Origin of the sequence: Paracoccus sp. R12_2, assembly GCF_017744015.1 — a bacterium.
In the GTDB taxonomy this organism is placed as follows: domain Bacteria; phylum Pseudomonadota; class Alphaproteobacteria; order Rhodobacterales; family Rhodobacteraceae; genus Paracoccus.
In genome coordinates this window covers 236,519-253,942 of the sequence record NZ_JAGHRA010000002.1, presented here as the reverse complement: position 1 = coordinate 253,942, position 17,424 = coordinate 236,519, and the positions used below count along the sequence as shown (strand labels likewise).

The window sequence follows — 17,424 nt, the reverse complement described above, 5'->3', positions numbered from 1 at the left end:
ATCATGTTCGACGGGCTGGGGTACTTCCTGTATCGCAGCACTGCGTGCGACGGTCTGAATGTCGGCGATCTGGAGGATATTCTTCAGGCCGCCCGCCAGCGCAACGAATCGGCAAGCCTGACCGGATGCCTGCATCACGAGGACGGGTTGTTCTTTCAGTGGCTGGAGGGACCGCAGCACCAGTTGCAGCACGTCATCCAGTCGATCCTTCGCGATACCAGGCACCGTGACATCACCGTGCTTGGCGAAGGCAGTCTGACGCAACGGCGGTTCCAGGACTGGCGGATGCGGTTTTCCGACCGCAAGCATGGCTCGTTGATGGACTGGTTTGCCAGTTCATCCGCCTCGACGGTTGATCGAAGCGACTATGCCGGCGGCGTGGCGGCGTTCCTGCAGTCGGTGGCGCTCTAGATCATTCGTTGCTATCCCGTCAGGCACGGGGTTGTATCGCAGCACAAAAAGTGAACACTGTCGCTTGAAAAGACGGAGCGTTCATGCCTGAGAACCTATCCCGGCAGATTGTCGCATTGTTCAACGATCTGGCGACGGTGCAGACGATGCTGGCGTTTGCCGTGGCCTGTTGGGTTCTGCTGTGGTTTGTCGCGGCAAACTGGCGGCGCGGACGCGCACAGGCGCAGGCGATCTTGCAGGAAAAGTCCGCGCAGCTTCACGATTTGCGCGCGGAACTTGACACGTCGACAGAACGCAACCGGCAGTTCGAGCTAGATCTGGGCCAACGCGAGGCGCGAGCCGAGGCGCAGGCGGCACGGCTTGCCGAGTTGGGTGACGAGCGCGACGGGCTTGCCGATGTTCTACATCAGACCCGGCAGCAACTGTCGCAAGCCCAGTCCGATCTGGCCGAGACCCGTCTTGGCGCGCGCAAGGATCGCGAAGCCGCAGAACGCGAAATCGCGACGCTGCGCGAGCTGCGCGAGGAAATGACAGGCCAGTTCAAGCTGCTTGCGGCCGAGACGTTGCGCGTTCAGCAGAACGATATCCAGAAGGCGCAGGGCGAACAGCTGACGGCACTGCTGAATCCCTTCCGCGAACAGGTGCATCGTTTCCAGACCGAATTGCAAAGCCGGAACAAGGTCTTGGACGAAGAAGGTGCGCGTCTGCGCGAACAGATCGCGTTCCTGCACAAACGGTCCGAGGATATTTCGCGCGAGGCCGTGAACCTGACCCGCGCATTGAAGGGCGACAAACAGCGGCAGGGCGCCTGGGGTGAAATGGTGCTGGAGCGTATCCTTGAAGGGTCGGGGCTGGAATCCGGCACGCATTACGACATTCAGGCCAGCTGGCGTGACGAGGATGGCAAGCTGTGGCGACCCGACGTCGTGGTGAAGATGCCGCGTCAGAAGATCATGGTGATCGACAGCAAGGTGTCGCTGAACGATTACGAAGTTTCGGTCAATGCCGAGGATCCGGCCGAAGTCCAGTCCGCGCTGCGTCGTCATGTCGCCGCGATTCGCGCCCATATCGTCACGCTGGGGGACAAGGGCTATCACCGCATGGACGACAATTCGGTCGATTATGTGCTGATGTTCATCCCGATCGAGGGCGCGTTCTCGGATGCGTTGCGCGCCGACCCGTCGCTTGCGGGCTTTGCGCTGGAACGCGGTGTCGGCCTGACCACGCCCACGACGCTGATGCTGACCCTGCGCACCGTCGAACATATCTGGTCGGTCGAGCGGCGCGAAAGCAACGCCATGGAAATCGCCAGCCGCGCGGGCGCGCTGTATGACAAGGTTGCGGGGTTCGTCGATTCCATGGAGGCCGTGGGCCGGGCGCTGGATCAGGCAAGCCGCGCGCACGGCCAGGCCGTGGATCGCCTGTCGCGCGGTCCGGGCAACGTCATCCGTCAGGTCGAGATGCTGCGCGATCTGGGCGCGCGGGCGCAAAAGCAGATCGCGATGGACCATGACCGACAGGATCAGCAGCAGCCCCTTTCACCGCCGCCCGCCGGCGCCAGCGAGGCGGCAGAATGAACCATGTCTTCCGCATCGAGACGCACGGTCCCGCCTGCCATGAGTTCACGCATGAAATTGCCGCGTGGCTCGGCAATTTGCAGGCCCGCGATGGGGTTCTGACGCTGATGGTTCGTCATACGTCGTGTTCGTTGCTTGTTCAGGAAAATGCCGATCCGGATGTTCAGGTCGATCTTCTCAACTGGCTGGACCGGATCGCGCCACCAGCCGATCACCCGACGATGGGGTGGATCAGCCACCGTGACGAGGGCCCGGACGACATGCCCGCACATCTGAAGGCTGCGGTGCTTCCGGTCAGTTTGCAGATCCCGGTCGTTGGCGGACGGATGCAACTGGGAACATGGCAGGGGATCTATCTGGTGGAACACCGTCGCGCGCCGCATCGGCGTCAGGTGGCGGCGATGTTCCAGTCAGCATGAACCGTTCTATGCCTGCGGCATCAGGAAGATTTCGCGGATCGCCGCGCGCTTCGGTGCATCGATGATCTGGATGACGGCATTCGCGACATCTTCGGGTTGCAACTTGTCCGGCGCACCCTGATCGAAGAACGGCGTGTCCACCATGCCGGGCGCAACCACTGCACAACGACCACCCCATTCGCGCATTTCCTCGGCCATGTTCCCGGCATAGCCGTGAACGAACCATTTCGTCGCGCCATATATTGACCCTGCGATATGCCGTCTGCCGGCGGCCGATCCGGTCAGCACCAGGGTGCCTTGGGTCTTCCGCAGTTCCGGCAGGGTTGCCCGCGCTGTCATTACCAGACCGGTGATATTCAGATCGATCATGCCGCGGATATCGTCCAGATCACCGCCCTCGGTCCCGGGCTTCGACAAGCCGCGACCGGCGTTGGCGAAAACCGCGTCAATGCCTCCGAAACGATCGACCGCACCGGATGTGGCGCGAAGAAGATCAGCCTCTTGCGTGACGTCGCCCGGAAAGATCGCCGCAGCATCGCCCAACTCGTTCTGCAGGGATCTCAACTTGTCCTCGGAACGCGCCATCAAAGCCACGTTCCAGCCACTGGCCACGGCGGCGTGGGCGGTTGCCGCGCCGATACCGGACGAGGCCCCGGTGATGAACAGGGTCTTGGGCATATCGCACCTTTCTTGAGCTGAAATCTGTCGCGTCGCTGCGCGATGAACGCGGCATTCGGGCCACAGGTTCCGCAGGCCGCATCTTGTGGGCTGTGGATAACGCTACCCAATCCCTGCGGTCGACCCTATAGTTCATGCGGAAGTCGCGGCCGAGGGGACATAGGGATGCGCTGCCCGTTTTGCGGAAATGTCGATACGCAGGTCAAGGATTCACGCCCGGCCGAGGACAATGTGGCGATCAGACGTCGACGTTTCTGCCCGGCCTGCGGAGGGCGCTTTACCACCTATGAACGGGTGCAGCTTCGCGATCTGGTCGTCGTAAAAAGCAATGGCAAGCGCGAGGATTTCGACCGCGACAAGATGGCCCGGTCGATCCGCATCGCCATGCAGAAACGTCCCGTCGAACCAGAACGGATCGAACAGATGATTTCGGGCATCGTGCGGCGGCTGGAAAGCACGGGCGAGACGGACATTCCCTCGAAGATGATCGGCGAGATCGTGATGGAGGCGCTGTCGCGGATCGATAATGTCGGGTACGTTCGCTTTGCCAGCGTTTACAAGAACTTCCAGGACGCCGACGATTTCGACAAGTTCGTGTCTGAACTGCGCCCCGGCAATCTGCCAGAGTGAGCCAAGACCTCGAAGACCGCCAACATATGGCCCATGCCCTGCGCCTGTCGCGGCGGGGGCTGGGCAATGTGTGGCCGAATCCGGCGGTCGGTTGCGTGCTGGTGCGCGCGGGCAGGGTGGTCGGTCGCGGCTGGACGCAGCCCGGAGGACGGCCGCATGCCGAACGTGTCGCCCTGGAATATGCGGGCGCGCAGGCGCGCGGCGCAACGGCCTATGTCACGCTGGAACCTTGCGCGCATCACGGTCGGACGCCGCCCTGCGCCGAGGCTTTGGTCGCATCCGGCATTGCGCGCTGCGTCACGGCCCTGACTGATCCCGACCCGCGCGTGGCGGGGCGTGGCCATGCGATTCTGCGCGAGGCGGGGATCAAGGTCACCGAAGGCATCTGCGAAACACAGGCGCGCGCCATTCAGGCGGGCTTCCTGATGCGCGTCACGCAGGGTCGGCCATTCGTCACGCTGAAACTTGCGACCAGTCTTGATGGACGTATTGCCACGCAACAGGGCGAAAGCCGTTGGATCACCGGCGCGGCGGCGCGGCGGCATGTGCATGCCATGCGTCTGCAGCATGACGCCATCATGGTGGGCGGGGGCACCGCGCGTGCAGATCATCCGGCACTGAATGTGCGCGGTTTCGGACCCGTTCGTCAGCCGGCGCGCGTCGTCCTGTCGTCGCGGAAGCTGCCCGAACTGCCGCCCGAGGGTCCGGATTACGGGCCCCTTTGGCATCTGTCGGGGCCGATCGACCCCATTCTTGACCAACTGGCCGACCGGGGGATTACCCGCGTCTTCTGCGAGGGTGGTGGGAAACTGGCCGCAGAATTGATCGCGGCGGATCGGGTGGACCAACTGCTTTGCTATTCCTCCGGGCTGGTTCTGGGCCAGGATGCTCGTGCGTCGCTTGGCGGGCTTGGGCTGGCGCGGCTGGCCGACGCGCCCCGTTTTCGCCTGCTCGAGACGCGGCGCATCGGCAATGACATCCTGCACCGTTGGGGCCGCGACTGATCGCGCGCAAGACCTATCTGCGCCAGATCCAGGAATGGCCGGACAGCGCGCCCTGCGCCTTCGACAGAATACGCAAACCCGCACCGCGTGGCACAAGCGACGGATCGGCCAGTCTTTCCAGTGCAACCTCGACAGGGCAGGGCAGCCCGGTGACCGGATCACGATAACGGGGATAGGCGATCAGACAGGCATGAACCAGCGCCGCAAGTGACGGGCGGGTCTGTCTGCGCGCGGGTTGCGTGCCCAGATCGCGGGTCAGCCCCCAACCGGCATAGAAGGGCGCGCCCAGCACCGTCACCGGCACGCCGCGCAGCAGGGCTTCGAACCCCAGCGTCGATGTGATCGTCCAGACCTCATCAACCACGGTCAGCAGCGCAGCCGCATCGGTCTTGCGCACCACCTGATCCGCCAGCCGCTGCAGATCCGTCTCGGCGATCACGCCGGGCCGCAACCCTGCCTCGACATCGGGATGCGGCTTGTAGATCAGATAGGCGTCCGGGTTCTCGGCGCGGGTTCGTGCAAGCAGATCAAGATTGCATTTCTCGCAACCGGCGCCCAGGCGGATCGAGGCGTCATCCTCGACCTGACCAGGAACCAGAATGACGCGCCGCCCGTCCGTGCCGGGAAGCGTCGGTGCCACCCCATCCAGATTGTATTTCGACAGGCCGGCTGCCCGGACCCGGTCGATCACCCGCAAGGCGCGCGCCTCGCCACCAGGCGGTGGGCCGGCTGCAATCAGTCTTTCAAGGCGGCTTTCACGTGTCGGATCGTAATAGATGCCCAGGTCATCCGCGACCAGCGACAGCGGAGGCGTCAGCGCCGCCCCCAGCCCCCGGGATCGCAGGAAACCGTCCTCCACGCGGGTCGCATGGGGGACATGATCGGCACGTCCGGCCCATCCCAGTGTAACCTGGGGCGAGGGCGTTGCGGTAAAGCGGACCGGATGGGCGTCGCCAAAGGCGCGGCTGATGAATGCCCGCTTCCACAGCCGCATGCCATAGGCCACGTGACCGGCGCGATCCTGTCGCCAGACCCGCGCCTCTGCATGGATCTGATCCACCGCGCCCTCGAAATCGGTCAGACGGTTCCGACAGGGATCATACCAGACGGGGCCAAGAAGATGACTGGCCGCGAACAGGGATTCGCGCGTGGCATGGCCGCGGCGCCCCTTGGGCAAGGCAAGTTCATCATCGCTGAGGCCCCAGCCCGCGTAGAAGGGTTGCCCGAACAATCGCGGACGACACCCTGCCAGGATCGCCTCGTACCCCAGCTGCGAACTGACGGCGTAGACGGCGCGGGCGTTCTCGACCAACCGCCACGGCGATACGGGCGCGCTGCAGATCTGGTCGCCCAGTTGCAGATCTTCGGGCCCGAAATGGCCCGGACGCAGCCCCGAGGCCGTCTCGGGATGCGTGCGCAGGACGATCCGCGCGCCCGGGTTTTCGGCGCGCGCGGTCATCAGCATTCTCAGGAATGTCGCGCGTCCTGCGCCCATCAGTGATGCGTCGCCTACTGTCTGATCGACGACCAGCACATATCCGGGCGGCGGCGCAGAAATATCGGGGTCGTGGGCGTTATACTTGGACAGGTCCAGATCGCGCAGCCGCTGAATGCCGCGTGCGGCGCGTTCCAGCAGTGGTGCGGGATGAGGCGCGGTGGCCAGGTGTTCAATCCGCGAGGGGCAAGCGGGATCGAAATGCACACCGTCGGGGTCGATGATCAGGCCGATCGGTCCGCGCCGCGCGACATGTCCCGATGCCCGCCCGGGCAGGATCGATCGCAGGAAAGCGTCTTCGACGGTGACCAGGTGGGCGGTGCGCGCCGCTGCAACCCGGCGGCCGCGCCAGGATGTGGGACTTGCGCCCCAGATGCCCACGCAATCCCGCCCTCTCGCAGGAAGGCCCGCAGACAGTCGCCATCCTGCAAGCCCCAGAATGCGCCGCAGGCGCGGCTTCCACCAGAATCCGCCATTGAATACGAAAAGCCGCCGGGGATCGTCCCCGACGGCCTGATCTTCGGTTTCGCGCATGCGCGGTTTATTCGCCGATCGAGGTCAGCGAGTCTGCCGAATCTGCGCTGCCCGTGACAGCGGCCAGGACTTTCGAGAACTGGACGTACGGCGCTTCGGTCACATAGACGGTGTCGCCGTCGCGGATCAGGAAGTCGCGCGCCAGGAACAACCCGTTCGGACGGGTCAGGTCCAGCACATAGGCGATCCGCTGCATGCCATTGACCGGCTTGCCCAGCACCTTGCTGGCAACCGATTCAGGTTCATCGCGCAGCACGAAGACCCCGGTCGGATCTGCCAGCGCCGAACTGAGGCCGCCGACCATCGCGATTGCTTCCACCCCGTTGATGGCTTCGTTCCCCAGTGGCACACGGGTCTGTCCGCCCAATGCGCCCAACGCGGTGAAGCTGCGCTGATCCTCTTCGACCAGGATGATGTCGCCCGGACGCAGCGCAATGTCATTGGATCTGCTGCCATACAGATCCGTCAACCAGACCTTGCCCTGCTGGTTGCCGCGCTTGACGGTAACCACCGCCACCTCGGGTTCGACCGAGACGCCGCCGGCGCGTGCAAGCATTGCCGACAGCGACCGCGTGGGCCGTTCGATGGGATAGACACCCTGCGCCATGACCTTGCCGATGACGGACACGGTCGCACCGTTCCCGGCGACGCGGCTGACGGTTACCTGAGGGTCGGGGGTCTGGGCGCTAAGCCGGTCCGTGATGATCTGGCGCAGCTGTTCGGGGCTGTTGCCGGCGGCGCGAATGCGACCTGCATAGGGCACGAAGATGTAACCGGCGCTGTCCACCTGAATTTCGGTCAGCGCGGTCGAACTGGATCCAAGCGCTGTCAGCAGGCCATCATCTACGTTTTCCCAGATCGACAGACCCAGCACGTCACCGGCGCGGATTTCATCGGCGCCGACCTGCCCGGCACTGAGGAAGCTGTTCGAGAAACCATAGGTCGGCGCAAAGTTCGTAGCGCGTGTCACATGATCGTTGACGTAGATCACATGGGCGTTTCCGCCGCGCTCGACCGCACCGGCGTAGATTTCCTTCTTGTTCGGTCCCGAGCGCGGCAATCCGCAGGCGCTAAGGACGACCAGCGCCGCAAGCATGCTCAGGCGCAGGATGCCGGCCCGTGAAGAAAAGACTGTCACCTCTGAAACTCCTGTTATTCTCGTGCCAGGTTATGATCTGGTTTCACACCCAATCTAGCCGCAGAGCCCCGCCGGCACCACCATTTCGTGTTCTTTCAGGATCCACGATCGAAAATCTGGTGCCGATGTGCGACACGACCCTGGGCAAGCGCCTCGTATGGATCCTCGGCCTGCAGGATCAGATCCGCGACAAGCCGCAAGGCGTGCGCCCGCGACCGTTGGGAATAAAATCCGCCGGGGATCTGGCTGGTCTGCAGAAGATAGTCGCGCAACACCCGATATGCGCCGGGATCGGGAGGTTGCGGGTCGGCGAAGAAATCTGGCAGCGACTGGTCTGCGATGATGCCCGGTTTGGCGTAGATCGCACGCCCCAGTGCCTTGACGGGAATGCCGCGCCACAGCGCCTGTTGTGCCGCCGTCGAGTTCACGGTGATCACCGATTTCGCATCGGCAAGCTGCGCTGCCAGCTTGCCGCCGCGCAGATAGTGCACGCGACCGGCGACCCCGAACCTTGCCGCGGCAGCCCGGACTGAACTGCGATTCCCCGCACGCCCATCCTCAAGCGGATGGGCCTTGAAAATCAGATGATGGTGGCGAGGCGCCGATCTGGCGAACTCTGCGACCACCGTGTCGATGAACTGCGCGTTGCTGCTGAACGCAGAATGGCCAAGGAAATTCGAATCGTGTTCAAGCTGCATCGGAACCAGCGAATACGGCCATCCCGCTAGCCTGCATTTGCGCCATTGCAATCGTGTCGTCAGGTTATACAGCGGCGACATCAGGAAACGCCGCAGATTCAGCCGGAACTCCTGCGCGACCGATATCGCACGGTGCCCCTGATACCGGCGATAGCCGCCATTCGCGACAAGCACCAGAAAATGATACAGGGCACCGTAAAACTTGTGGTGACGCATATCGCCCCAATGGGCCGGCGGGCGGTGTATCTCATTGCCCGAGTCGCGCAACGCGGCGCGCATCTGCGACAGCGGAATCCGAAGCATCGGCGAATGCCCGTTCGACCCGCCGCGTTCATAGCTGATCCAATACGGCCGAAGATAGCCTTCCTCGAAGACATGCAGGCGCAGGTCATCGTCCTGGGTGGCGCTGCGGGCGATGTCGTGGATCGGGCGCACATCGCCGTAAAGCACGATATCCGTTACGCCCTTTTCGACAAGGATCCTGTCCAGATGCGCCGGCCAATCCTGCATCGAGCCTTCATGACGAATGTAGTGCGCCTTGTCGGACCAGAAAAATTCGTCACCTGCGTTGAAGCCGCAGCGCCAGACCGAAGCGCCAGCATCGCGCAGCAGCCGTCCCAGTTGATCGAAGAACGGGCCGTGCGGTCCCTGAAGCAGCAGGAAGACGCGATCCGAAGGCGGATCACCATTCTTCTGGGTTCCAACGGGCACGGTCTGGTGAAGCATCCTGAAACGCGGCTCTGACGATTTCGGATCTCATCGCATGCAAGTGTTAAGATTTCCACAATTTTCGCGTGCAGCGTCATGGTTTGGACGGGTTGGTCCGCGTCTGCGGCGCTTGCGCGGGCGCGGGCGATGCCCTAGGTCAACCGCAACAAGGAATTGGGGGTTCGGGGATGTTCACCGGGATCATCACGGATATCGGAACCGTCCGCGCTGTCGAGATGCGCGGCGACATGCGTGCCCGTATCGGCTGCGGATATGACATTGCGACTGTCGATCTGGGTGCCTCGATCGCCTGCGACGGCGTGTGCCTGACCGTGATTTCAAAGGGCGCGGACTGGTTCGATGTCGATATTTCGGCCGAAACGATCGCAAAGACGAATATCGGTGCGAATGGATGGGCCGTCGGCAAACAGCTTAACCTTGAACGTGCATTGAAGGTCGGCGACGAGCTGGGCGGTCATATCGTCAGCGGTCATGTCGACGGCGTAGCGCGGATCGTCGACATGAGGTCCGAGGGCGACAGCCTGCGCCTGACATTCGAGGTGCCGGCGCAACTTGCGCGTTTCGTCGCGCAGAAAGGCTCGGTCGCGCTGAATGGCACGTCACTGACGGTGAACGAGGTGTCGGGCAACCGCTTTGGCGTGAACCTGATCCCGCATACCCGCCAGGTGACGACCTGGGGCGAGGTAGCCAAGGGCGATGCCGTCAACCTCGAGATCGACACGCTGGCACGCTATGTCGCGCGACTGGCCGAGGCCGGAATGACGGATCACTGAGGTGGAGCGCAGCGTGGACATGAACCGCAAATGGACGGGTACCAACCGGGCGCGACCGGCGGAATTTGCCGACAGCGCAGCGAATCTCGAGGGGAACCAGCATGCAGTATGAAAAACCCGGCCCGGTCGAAAGCGATCTTGGAGAGGCCATCTCGTCGATCGAGGAGATCATCGAGGATGCCCGCAACGGTCGCATGTTCATTCTTGTCGATCACGAGGATCGCGAGAATGAAGGCGATCTGGTCATTCCTGCGCAAATGGCGACCCCGGATGCGATCAATTTCATGGCGACGCATGGTCGTGGCCTGATCTGCCTGTCGCTGCCGGGCGATCGCATCGATGCGTTGGGCCTGACGCTGATGAGCCCGAAGAATTCCAGTCGTCACGAAACGGCGTTCACCATGTCGATCGAGGCGCGCGAAGGCGTCACGACCGGCATCAGCGCGCATGACCGGGCGCGCACGGTCAGTGTCGCCATCGATCCCGGCAAGGGTGCGGCCGACATCGCCACACCCGGCCACATTTTTCCGCTGCGCGCCCGCGAGGGTGGCGTGCTGGTTCGCGCCGGCCACACCGAGGCAGCGGTCGATATTTCGCGGCTGGCGGGGCTGAACCCGTCGGGCGTGATCTGCGAAATCATGAACGAGGATGGCAGCATGGCTCGGCTGCCCGACCTGGTGGCATTCGCGCAAAAGCACGGGCTGAAGATCGGCACGATCAGCGATCTGATCCGTTATCGCCGCCGCCACGACAACCTGATTGCCGAACGCAGTCAGCGCGCCGTCAACTCTTTGCATGGCGGCGACTGGATGATGCGTGTCTTCGCCGACGAGACGCAGGGTGCCGAACATATCGTGCTGACCAAGGGTGATCTGACTGCGAAAGGTCCGGTTCTGGTCCGCATGCATGCGCTGGATCCGCTGCACGACGTTCTGGGAATCGGTCGCGAGGACGCCGGCAGCCTGCCCGCGGCGATGGCCGAAATCGCGAAAGAAGGCAGGGGCGTCGTGGTGCTGATCCGTGACCTGACGAATGCCGTCGCGTCGCCGGGCGAGGTCGGGCCGCATACGCTGCGTCAATACGGTCTGGGTGCGCAGATCCTGTCGGCTCTGGGACTGTCCGAACTGGTGCTGCTGACGAATTCCGCCCCTGTGAAGGTGGTGGGGCTTGACGCCTACGGGCTTTCGATCCATTCCACGCGGCCTATTCCAAAGGACTGAGCGCATGGCATCGAACACCCAGCACCATCAGCTTGATCTGCCAGGCTTCGAACAACCGGTTCGGCTGCTGGCGGTGGTCGCGCCATACTACAAGGATATCGCGGACGCGCTGTTGCAAGGGGTGCGTGACACCGCACAACAGGCCGGCGCGGCGTTGGATGTGGTCGAGGTGCCGGGCGCGCTGGAAATTCCGACGGCCATCGGCATCGCTGCGCGACAGGCGAATTATCATGGGTTCGTGGCGCTTGGCTGTGTGATCCGGGGCGAAACGACCCATTATGATACGGTCTGCAATGACAGTTCGCGCGCGCTGACGCTGCTGGGATTGCAGGGTGTCTGCATCGGCAATGGCATCCTGACGGTCGAGAATGCTGCCCAGGCCGAAGTGCGGGCCGATCCGACCGGACAGAACAAGGGTGGCGGCGCAGCCGCCGCGGCACTGCATCTGGTGGCGCTGTCGCGCAAATGGTCGGGGCATCGCAGCCCGAACCGTCCCGGTGATCCGGATCTGATCCGCCTTGCGGGACAGCTGGAAGGGCAGGACCGGTCATGAGCGGACATGCCGACAAGGGGGCGACCCCACGCAGCGATCGCCGCACACTCAGCCGCGCCGCACGGCTCTATGCCGTTCAGGCGCTGTTTCAGATGGAATCCGCGGGACAATCCGCCGATCGCGTCCTCAAAGAATTCCGGACCTATCGCATCGGCGCCGAAGAGGCCGAGGGCGTATCGCCCGAGGCGGACGAGGCGTTGTTTGAACGGATTGTCGGCGATGCCGTTACCTGGCAGTCGAAGATCGACCAGGCCACAGATCGCGGGCTGGTCGCGAAATGGCCGATAGACCGGATCGACCCGGTGCTGCGCGCGTTGTTCCGCGCTGCCGGAGCAGAGCTGGTGACACCGCGAACACCGTCGCGCGTGGTGATTACGGAATATGTCCAGCTGGCCGAAGCCTTCTTTACCGAAGGCAAGGAGCCGAAATTCGTGAATGCCGTGCTGGATCATGTCGCGCGGCAGTTGCGCCCGGACGATTTCGCGAAAACATCAAACTGAGCTGTTCACTTCTTCGCGGGATCGGGTAAGGTGCTGGCAGCAATCATGCCGCCAGATCCGGGTCCGTCAATGCCGCGTCTTGTTCGCCTCTACATCATCAGCGCGCTTGTCGGGCTTGGCCTGTCTATCCTGTTCGTCTTGCTGCTGATGCTGCTGGATGTGGCCGGGCTGCGGCATCTGGTGCTGGGCAGCAGGGTCGGCTGGCTTGCCGGACTCATGCTGATCATCTTCAACATGATCGTTTTCACGGGCGTGCAATTCGGAATTGCCGTGATGCGGCTTGCCGATTCGAGCCCGCCATCCAGGGGGGGCGGGGTCTTCCCGGATCAGCTTCGGCCTGCAATTCTTCACGCGCGGGCCGGCAAATAGCCCGGATGGCGCTGCAACCTGCGGCAGAATTCATCCATCTCGTGTTGAATTTGCAACAGGAAGACGACAAGCAGGGCCGATAGAATTTGCCCATTTTTCAGGCAGTCACGGAAATATTTCGTTACAGCTGATCTGAAAACGCCCGAACACCGACCCGACCCGGGATGATTTTCGTTGCACGGTGCGCAGTTGGTGCGGCAATGAACTGGTTCCAACCTTTGCGGTCACAGTTGTGTTTCGGCATATATCCGCCGTCCTACAGCATTGCGTCCGCTCCTCACATTTTCGGCATTTTTCGATGTCTTGAGGCGGTCTATGAACCTTCGCCGGGCGACACTAATTCCTCCTCAGCAGAGATGCTCTGGCACCGAAAAACGGGTCAGGACAACGAAACTCAGCTCGTGAGGATAAAATGAAAAAAGTTACGCTGCTGACCGGCACCGCCGCAATTCTGGCCGCTCTGTCGGTTCCGGCTTTCGCCCAGACAGAAATCGCGACCGGCGCAAATGCGACCGGGGTTGCTGCGATCGACGATCGCATCACCGATATCGAAGACGACGTTACGGACGATTTTGACCGTTCGGCCGACGCTGACCGTTTCGGTCCGAGCGATCGTCGTCAGGGCCTGTTCGGTTCGATGTCGCTGCAGTACAGCGGTTCGACCGGCAACTCGGAATCGCAGGATCTGGCGATCGCTGGCCGCGTGTCCTATAATCAGGCACCCTTCGCCCAGTCGGTCGGCCTTGCCATTGAGTTCGGTGAGAACGAAACCGGCGACAAGGACAAGGAAGAAGTCAGCGCAATCTATGACGCGCAGTATTACTTCAATGACCGCTTCTATGCCTTCGCCCTGGGCCGTTTCGAAATCGACAGCCTGGTCGACGGTGAGGCCGAGGGTTCGGAAACCCCCGCAGACGTCGCCGACGAACTGACCGACCTGCGTCGCGATGGCTTCCTTGGCTTCGGTCCGGGTTACCGCATCATCAACACCGACACCACGACCTGGCGTGTTCAGGCCGGTGTTGGCGTTCGCTACACCCAGACGGGTCAGCAGTACATCGACGACGATTCGGAAACCGAAACCGGTTACATCGCGTCGTCGCGTCTGTATCACCGCATCAACGACATGATGTTCGTGACCAATGACACCGACTACTTGGGTTCCAGCGATGCCGATGACGTCATCACCAACGAACTGGGCCTGAACTTCAAGATGACGGATCAGCTGGCAACCCGCGTCAGCTACACGACCGAATATCAGGAAAACCGCGAGATCCGCACCGACAACACCCTTGGTGTGGCTGTGGTCTACGGCTTCTGATCCCAACCGGATCAATTGTCTCTCTGGAAGGGCGGGTTCACACCCGCCCTTTTCCATGTCTGCCATGTGACGGATACGCAAAAACCGCCGCTGCCGCAGGGCAGGGCGGTGATGGAAGTGGCGGGAACCGCAGCAGCCGCGGCAGCGCGAGATTTCCCGAAAGCCTGGAGTACCAGGTGGGTGCCAGGTAACGAGACCAGGGCCTCGACAGAGCCAGCCCCCTCGGAAAAGTTATAGGCCAGTGGAAAAATGGCCGCTCGCGAGCAGAGCAGAAACCCGCCACCGTCGACAGATAGGGCGCAGTTGCCGCGCTTTCAAGTCATGTCTTCAGGAATCGAGACGCCGTCGACCTTGCGCAATGTTGCCGCTTCGTTCTAGTCTTTCGGGATGCAAACCATTGACCCGACCGATCCCCATGACATCTCTCCGGGCATGCCCGGACAACGCCTCGCGCGCGGCGTGGCGCGGCTGCTGCACAGCATGAACCACGCCGCGGTGACCGAGTTCGTTCCACGTCGCGGTCTGAGGGTGGATCTGATCAGCATCGGTCCCAGGTCGGAAGTCTGGATCATCGAGTGCAAAAGCAGCCGTGCCGACTTTACATCGGACCGGAAATGGCAAGGCTATCTTGATTGGTGTGATCGCTATTTCTGGGCTGTCGATTCCGATTTTCCGGCCGAGCTTCTGCCTGACGACACCGGGCTGATCATGGCAGATCCGTATGGGGCCGAGATTGTGCGGATGGCGCCAGAGACCCGGCTTGCCGGTGCCCGGCGCAACCGTCTGATCCGTGACATTGCTCGCATCGCCGCCTTGAGATTGCAGATGCAGAACGATCCCCAAGCGTTTAGCGGCGCGGTTTCTTAGGCTTGTCTGATTTGCTGCGGATCTGCCGCACGGCCTCGGCGGCGGCCATCAGTTCTTCGGCGATCTCGACTGCCTCGTCGGGGTCGAAGTCCAGCGGCAGATCGACACCCTCTGCCTCGACATAGATCCGCACCATGCCCTGATCGGTGGGGCCGACCTGCAGGTTGGCGGAGATATTGCTTTCGCTATTGATGCTCACGTTCGCTGTCCTCGCTTTCGCTGACGCTTTCTGTATCCTGTGAGGAAATTCACGGCAAGTCGGGCTTGCAACCTGATGCGGGCCGGTTTACAGAACGCTCCCGTGCCGCCTTAGCTCAGTTGGTTAGAGCGCTGGATTGTGGATCCAGAGGTCCCCCGTTCAAGCCGGGGAGGCGGTACCATTCCCCAAGATAAGAAGACACGATTTTCAGACCCGGATGCCGCTTCAGGCTGTGCGTTGCGGCGGAAAGTCGCGCAATAGGCAACCCTGCCTACTGAAAAGGGCAGGTCTTCATCTGCTAACGTCACTGATAGAATACCCTCAGGCGCTCAGGAACGCCCGGTTGCCGCGCCGCGACGCGGAATTTTACGTGGGCAGGCGATGTGCCACCGCATCGGATGGAGCCGGAAATGACGATACTGGATGCGGCCGCGCTACAGTTTCTCGCCAGCCTTTCCGGTTCATGCCAGTCACGTCAAGACATCGCCGACCTGATCGCACGGGAAATGTCACCCGAGATGGGGGCGGGGGTGTTGCTGATGTATGCACAACATGCCGAGCATGCGACGACCGATCCAGTCTCGAAGGTAATCGTTCTTGCCAGCCGCAAGCTAGCTGGTCCCTGAAGGCGACGTTTCTGTTCCGGCTGAGCAATTTTCTTCGTTGCAGTGGAACGAAGCGGTATCGCCGCGGGTTTTCCACATGAAACGCAACTTCGACCTTCGGAAAGGATATTTCCATGGCTCAATCGAACCCCAGCGCCGAGCAACTTCAGCGTGACGCCGAATCCGCCGCCCGCGAGGCGCGTGACGACCTGCGTGACGGCGCCCGCAAGATCGCCGACGATGTCCGTGACACGGCCCGCGATCTGACCGACAATTCGGGTGCCGAAAAACTGCGCCAGCGTGGCTCAGAATTGGCTGAAAATGCGCTTGAAACCGGTCGGCATTACGCCGAGCAGGCACGCGATAAAGGCGAGGAATATGCCGACCGCGCGCGCGCCGAGGCAGATCGCCTGTATGCGAAGGGTCAGCGGACGGCTGATGAGGTCGCGCATTATGCCGAAGATCGGTATGATGAACTGTCCGACATGGTGCGCCGCAACCCCGCCCAGTCGCTTGGCATTGCCGCTGGCGTGGGCTTCCTGGTCGGGCTGATCCTGGCACGGCGCTAGGGTTCCGGAATGTTCGACTACGCGCAAAGACTGCAACTGGCGCTGGGTGATATTGCCCGGCGCTCTGTTCTCAAGGTCGTTGCAGGGGTGGTTCTTGCCGTCGCGGTAGGATTCCTGATCGCAGCCCTTTGGTCTTGGCTGGCCTATGGTCTTGGCTGGGGTGCGACCTTGGCATCTCTTGCCGTCGGTGGCGGATTTGCCTTGATAGGCTGTGCAATCCTGCTTGTAGCCTCGAAGCCCAAGCACACGATGCCGACGGGCGACGATCTTCGCCGTGAAGTCGGGGCTCGGGTCAGCCTGGCAACCGACGCTGCTGTAGGCCGTGCACAATCCGAGGCGCTGCGCGTCGCCGACATGGCCGAGAACAAGGTGCATTCGCTGATGGACCGCGTCGGCTTCCGGTCCAAGGACACCGCGAACCGCGCCGAAAGGGCGGTCCACGGGTTTGTCCGCAAACGTGCCGAGGATGTCGGGCTGGATTCCGAAAACGTGGCCGATGCGCGCGAACGCGTGACACGTGCGTCCGAAAGCAACGCGGGCAGCATGGCCAAGCTGATCGGAGCCTTTGCCATTGGCATCACCCTTGCAGCGAAGCTGCAGGAAAGGCGTCGCTCGGACGATGATATCGACGATTTCCTTTAGGCACCCAACAAACAGGGGACGCGCAAATACGCGCGTCCTCTTTCTTGTGGATGGGCTGGCCTGATTACATCGTCACGCTGCGCGACGACAGAGCGCCCACCAGATCGGCAAGATCGTCCCAGGTGAACGGTGATTCAAGGCTGAACCAGCCTCGCCGGGTGATTTCCTCCTTTGGGTCTTCACCAAGCCGGACCACGATTTCGGCACCACGTTGCTGCGCCAGATTCGACAGGCCAGTTTCCTCAAGCTGTGAAAGCGACAGCTTGGTGATCAGCACCGTACGCGCGTCGGCCGCAGCAGATGGAAGCTGCTCAACGACATCGCTGACATTCGGTAGCCATCTTGTATCGCAATCGGGCACGGCAGCCTGCAGCCCACTTTGCATGTCGTGGGCGATGAAGCTGTCCTTTTCGATGATGACGAAGCGGAGCTTTGAGTCGGTCATAATGCACACAGCATCACATTCCGCATATGCTAAGGCAATTAAACCTTT

21 protein-coding genes, 1 tRNA gene and 1 other RNA gene are annotated in these 17,424 nt (G+C 62.2%); 16 read left to right on the top strand and 7 right to left on the bottom strand.

What is annotated here, in order from left to right; all coding sequences use genetic code 11:
- The first annotated feature begins 3 nt into the window (after positions 1-3).
- The 3 genes from J7359_RS03870 (at position 4) to J7359_RS03860 (ending at position 2,407) form a co-directional block, all read left to right on the top strand.
- Positions 4-411, top strand: coding sequence for a BLUF domain-containing protein (locus tag J7359_RS03870; RefSeq protein ID WP_209055212.1), 408 nt, complete (start codon positions 4-6; stop codon positions 409-411).
- A gap of 83 nt (positions 412-494) precedes the next feature.
- Positions 495-1,988: a DNA recombination protein RmuC gene (rmuC, locus tag J7359_RS03865; protein ID WP_247740163.1), complete on the top strand. Its 1,494-nt coding sequence runs from the start codon at positions 495-497 to the stop codon at positions 1,986-1,988.
- Positions 1,985-2,407, top strand: coding sequence for a secondary thiamine-phosphate synthase enzyme YjbQ (locus J7359_RS03860; RefSeq protein ID WP_209055211.1), 423 nt, complete (start codon positions 1,985-1,987; stop codon positions 2,405-2,407). Before rmuC ends, J7359_RS03860 begins: the two co-directional genes overlap by 4 nt.
- A gap of 6 nt (positions 2,408-2,413) precedes the next feature.
- Here the strand turns inward: J7359_RS03860 and J7359_RS03855 are convergent, their stop codons facing one another.
- The gene (locus tag J7359_RS03855) at positions 2,414-3,085 is read right to left on the bottom strand and encodes an SDR family NAD(P)-dependent oxidoreductase (RefSeq protein ID WP_209055210.1); all 672 of its coding nucleotides are present in this window, start codon (positions 3,083-3,085) and stop codon (positions 2,414-2,416) included.
- Between the two features lie 165 nt (positions 3,086-3,250).
- Here J7359_RS03855 and nrdR point away from each other — a divergent pair, with 165 nt between their 5' ends.
- Both nrdR and ribD read left to right on the top strand, forming a co-directional pair.
- Complete coding sequence (gene nrdR, locus J7359_RS03850; protein ID WP_209055209.1) at positions 3,251-3,715, top strand: transcriptional regulator NrdR; 465 nt, start codon at positions 3,251-3,253, stop codon at positions 3,713-3,715.
- Positions 3,716-3,741: 26 nt separating this feature from the next.
- Entirely contained in the window at positions 3,742-4,719 is a 978-nt protein-coding gene (ribD, locus tag J7359_RS03845; protein ID WP_209055336.1) for a bifunctional diaminohydroxyphosphoribosylaminopyrimidine deaminase/5-amino-6-(5-phosphoribosylamino)uracil reductase RibD, read from the top strand.
- Positions 4,720-4,732: 13 nt separating this feature from the next.
- Here the strand turns inward: ribD and J7359_RS03840 are convergent, their stop codons facing one another.
- From J7359_RS03840 to J7359_RS03830, 3 genes are all read right to left on the bottom strand, one after another.
- Positions 4,733-6,748, bottom strand: coding sequence for a capsular polysaccharide biosynthesis protein (locus tag J7359_RS03840; RefSeq protein ID WP_209055208.1), 2,016 nt, complete (start codon positions 6,746-6,748; stop codon positions 4,733-4,735).
- Between the two features lie 7 nt (positions 6,749-6,755).
- Positions 6,756-7,844 (bottom strand): polysaccharide biosynthesis/export family protein, encoded by a 1,089-nt coding sequence (locus tag J7359_RS03835; protein WP_209055335.1) that lies wholly within the window; start codon positions 7,842-7,844, stop codon positions 6,756-6,758.
- A 137-nt stretch (positions 7,845-7,981) separates the two neighbouring features.
- Positions 7,982-9,310, bottom strand: a complete 1,329-nt coding sequence (locus tag J7359_RS03830; RefSeq protein WP_209055207.1) for a capsule biosynthesis protein CapA — start codon at positions 9,308-9,310, stop codon at positions 7,982-7,984.
- A 170-nt stretch (positions 9,311-9,480) separates the two neighbouring features.
- On the opposite strand from J7359_RS03830, the gene J7359_RS03825 reads away from it, so the two are divergent.
- The 6 genes from J7359_RS03825 to J7359_RS03800 all read left to right on the top strand — a co-directional run bounded on the left by J7359_RS03825 (position 9,481) and on the right by J7359_RS03800 (position 14,049).
- Positions 9,481-10,086 (top strand): riboflavin synthase, encoded by a 606-nt coding sequence (locus J7359_RS03825; protein ID WP_209055206.1) that lies wholly within the window; start codon positions 9,481-9,483, stop codon positions 10,084-10,086.
- A gap of 101 nt (positions 10,087-10,187) precedes the next feature.
- Positions 10,188-11,306: a 3,4-dihydroxy-2-butanone-4-phosphate synthase gene (gene ribB / locus J7359_RS03820; RefSeq protein WP_209055205.1), complete on the top strand. Its 1,119-nt coding sequence runs from the start codon at positions 10,188-10,190 to the stop codon at positions 11,304-11,306.
- 4 nt (positions 11,307-11,310) lie between these two features.
- The gene (locus J7359_RS03815) at positions 11,311-11,859 is read left to right on the top strand and encodes a 6,7-dimethyl-8-ribityllumazine synthase (RefSeq protein ID WP_209055204.1); all 549 of its coding nucleotides are present in this window, start codon (positions 11,311-11,313) and stop codon (positions 11,857-11,859) included.
- The gene (nusB, locus tag J7359_RS03810; RefSeq protein WP_209055203.1) at positions 11,856-12,359 is read left to right on the top strand and encodes a transcription antitermination factor NusB; all 504 of its coding nucleotides are present in this window, start codon (positions 11,856-11,858) and stop codon (positions 12,357-12,359) included. The genes J7359_RS03815 and nusB overlap by 4 nt, the downstream gene beginning before the upstream one ends.
- Before the next feature lie 69 nt (positions 12,360-12,428).
- Positions 12,429-12,728: a hypothetical protein gene (locus J7359_RS03805; protein WP_209055202.1), complete on the top strand. Its 300-nt coding sequence runs from the start codon at positions 12,429-12,431 to the stop codon at positions 12,726-12,728.
- A 412-nt stretch (positions 12,729-13,140) separates the two neighbouring features.
- Complete coding sequence (locus J7359_RS03800; RefSeq protein WP_209055201.1) at positions 13,141-14,049, top strand: DUF481 domain-containing protein; 909 nt, start codon at positions 13,141-13,143, stop codon at positions 14,047-14,049.
- 120 nt (positions 14,050-14,169) lie between these two features.
- On the opposite strand, the gene ssrS is transcribed toward J7359_RS03800, so the two are convergent.
- Positions 14,170-14,327: non-coding RNA, 6S RNA (gene ssrS / locus J7359_RS03795), on the bottom strand.
- A 109-nt stretch (positions 14,328-14,436) separates the two neighbouring features.
- On the opposite strand from ssrS, the gene J7359_RS03790 reads away from it, so the two are divergent.
- A complete protein-coding gene (locus J7359_RS03790) occupies positions 14,437-14,916 on the top strand; it encodes an MmcB family DNA repair protein (protein ID WP_247740162.1) in 480 nt (159 codons plus the stop codon).
- Here the strand turns inward: J7359_RS03790 and J7359_RS03785 are convergent.
- A complete protein-coding gene (locus J7359_RS03785) occupies positions 14,897-15,115 on the bottom strand; it encodes a DUF6324 family protein (protein ID WP_209055200.1) in 219 nt (72 codons plus the stop codon). The genes J7359_RS03790 and J7359_RS03785 overlap by 20 nt on opposite strands.
- A 104-nt stretch (positions 15,116-15,219) precedes the next feature.
- Here J7359_RS03785 and J7359_RS03780 point away from each other — a divergent pair.
- The 4 genes from J7359_RS03780 (at position 15,220) to J7359_RS03765 (ending at position 16,931) form a co-directional block, all read left to right on the top strand.
- Positions 15,220-15,296: transfer RNA gene (locus J7359_RS03780), tRNA-His, on the top strand.
- A gap of 229 nt (positions 15,297-15,525) precedes the next feature.
- The gene (locus tag J7359_RS03775) at positions 15,526-15,741 is read left to right on the top strand and encodes a hypothetical protein (RefSeq protein WP_209055199.1); all 216 of its coding nucleotides are present in this window, start codon (positions 15,526-15,528) and stop codon (positions 15,739-15,741) included.
- A 113-nt stretch (positions 15,742-15,854) separates the two neighbouring features.
- Positions 15,855-16,289 carry a DUF883 family protein gene (locus J7359_RS03770; protein ID WP_209055198.1) on the top strand — a complete coding sequence of 145 codons (435 nt, stop codon included), beginning with the start codon at positions 15,855-15,857 and terminating at the stop codon, positions 16,287-16,289.
- A gap of 9 nt (positions 16,290-16,298) precedes the next feature.
- The gene (locus J7359_RS03765) at positions 16,299-16,931 is read left to right on the top strand and encodes a phage holin family protein (protein ID WP_209055197.1); all 633 of its coding nucleotides are present in this window, start codon (positions 16,299-16,301) and stop codon (positions 16,929-16,931) included.
- 64 nt (positions 16,932-16,995) lie between these two features.
- On the opposite strand, the gene J7359_RS03760 is transcribed toward J7359_RS03765, so the two are convergent.
- Positions 16,996-17,376, bottom strand: coding sequence for a hypothetical protein (locus J7359_RS03760; RefSeq protein WP_209055196.1), 381 nt, complete (start codon positions 17,374-17,376; stop codon positions 16,996-16,998).
- Between the last annotated feature and the right edge of the window lie 48 nt (positions 17,377-17,424).

Bases quoted from the DNA above. Each gene is read 5' to 3' on its own strand.
- J7359_RS03870 (WP_209055212.1), top strand. From the start codon at position 4: ATGTTCGACGGGCTGGGGTACTTCCTGTATCGCAGCACTGCGTGCGAC.
- rmuC (WP_247740163.1), top strand. From the start codon at position 495: ATGCCTGAGAACCTATCCCGGCAGATTGTCGCATTGTTCAACGATCTG.
- J7359_RS03860 (WP_209055211.1), top strand. From the start codon at position 1,985: ATGAACCATGTCTTCCGCATCGAGACGCACGGTCCCGCCTGCCATGAG.
- J7359_RS03855 (WP_209055210.1), bottom strand. From the start codon at position 3,085: ATGCCCAAGACCCTGTTCATCACCGGGGCCTCGTCCGGTATCGGCGCG.
- nrdR (WP_209055209.1), top strand. From the start codon at position 3,251: ATGCGCTGCCCGTTTTGCGGAAATGTCGATACGCAGGTCAAGGATTCA.
- ribD (WP_209055336.1), top strand. From the start codon at position 3,742: ATGGCCCATGCCCTGCGCCTGTCGCGGCGGGGGCTGGGCAATGTGTGG.
- J7359_RS03840 (WP_209055208.1), bottom strand. From the start codon at position 6,748: ATGCGCGAAACCGAAGATCAGGCCGTCGGGGACGATCCCCGGCGGCTT.
- J7359_RS03835 (WP_209055335.1), bottom strand. From the start codon at position 7,844: ATGCTTGCGGCGCTGGTCGTCCTTAGCGCCTGCGGATTGCCGCGCTCG.
- J7359_RS03830 (WP_209055207.1), bottom strand. From the start codon at position 9,310: ATGCTTCACCAGACCGTGCCCGTTGGAACCCAGAAGAATGGTGATCCG.
- J7359_RS03825 (WP_209055206.1), top strand. From the start codon at position 9,481: ATGTTCACCGGGATCATCACGGATATCGGAACCGTCCGCGCTGTCGAG.
- ribB (WP_209055205.1), top strand. From the start codon at position 10,188: ATGCAGTATGAAAAACCCGGCCCGGTCGAAAGCGATCTTGGAGAGGCC.
- J7359_RS03815 (WP_209055204.1), top strand. From the start codon at position 11,311: ATGGCATCGAACACCCAGCACCATCAGCTTGATCTGCCAGGCTTCGAA.
- nusB (WP_209055203.1), top strand. From the start codon at position 11,856: ATGAGCGGACATGCCGACAAGGGGGCGACCCCACGCAGCGATCGCCGC.
- J7359_RS03805 (WP_209055202.1), top strand. From the start codon at position 12,429: ATGCCGCGTCTTGTTCGCCTCTACATCATCAGCGCGCTTGTCGGGCTT.
- J7359_RS03800 (WP_209055201.1), top strand. From the start codon at position 13,141: ATGAAAAAAGTTACGCTGCTGACCGGCACCGCCGCAATTCTGGCCGCT.
- J7359_RS03790 (WP_247740162.1), top strand. From the start codon at position 14,437: ATGCAAACCATTGACCCGACCGATCCCCATGACATCTCTCCGGGCATG.
- J7359_RS03775 (WP_209055199.1), top strand. From the start codon at position 15,526: ATGACGATACTGGATGCGGCCGCGCTACAGTTTCTCGCCAGCCTTTCC.
- J7359_RS03770 (WP_209055198.1), top strand. From the start codon at position 15,855: ATGGCTCAATCGAACCCCAGCGCCGAGCAACTTCAGCGTGACGCCGAA.
- J7359_RS03765 (WP_209055197.1), top strand. From the start codon at position 16,299: ATGTTCGACTACGCGCAAAGACTGCAACTGGCGCTGGGTGATATTGCC.
- J7359_RS03760 (WP_209055196.1), bottom strand. From the start codon at position 17,376: ATGACCGACTCAAAGCTCCGCTTCGTCATCATCGAAAAGGACAGCTTC.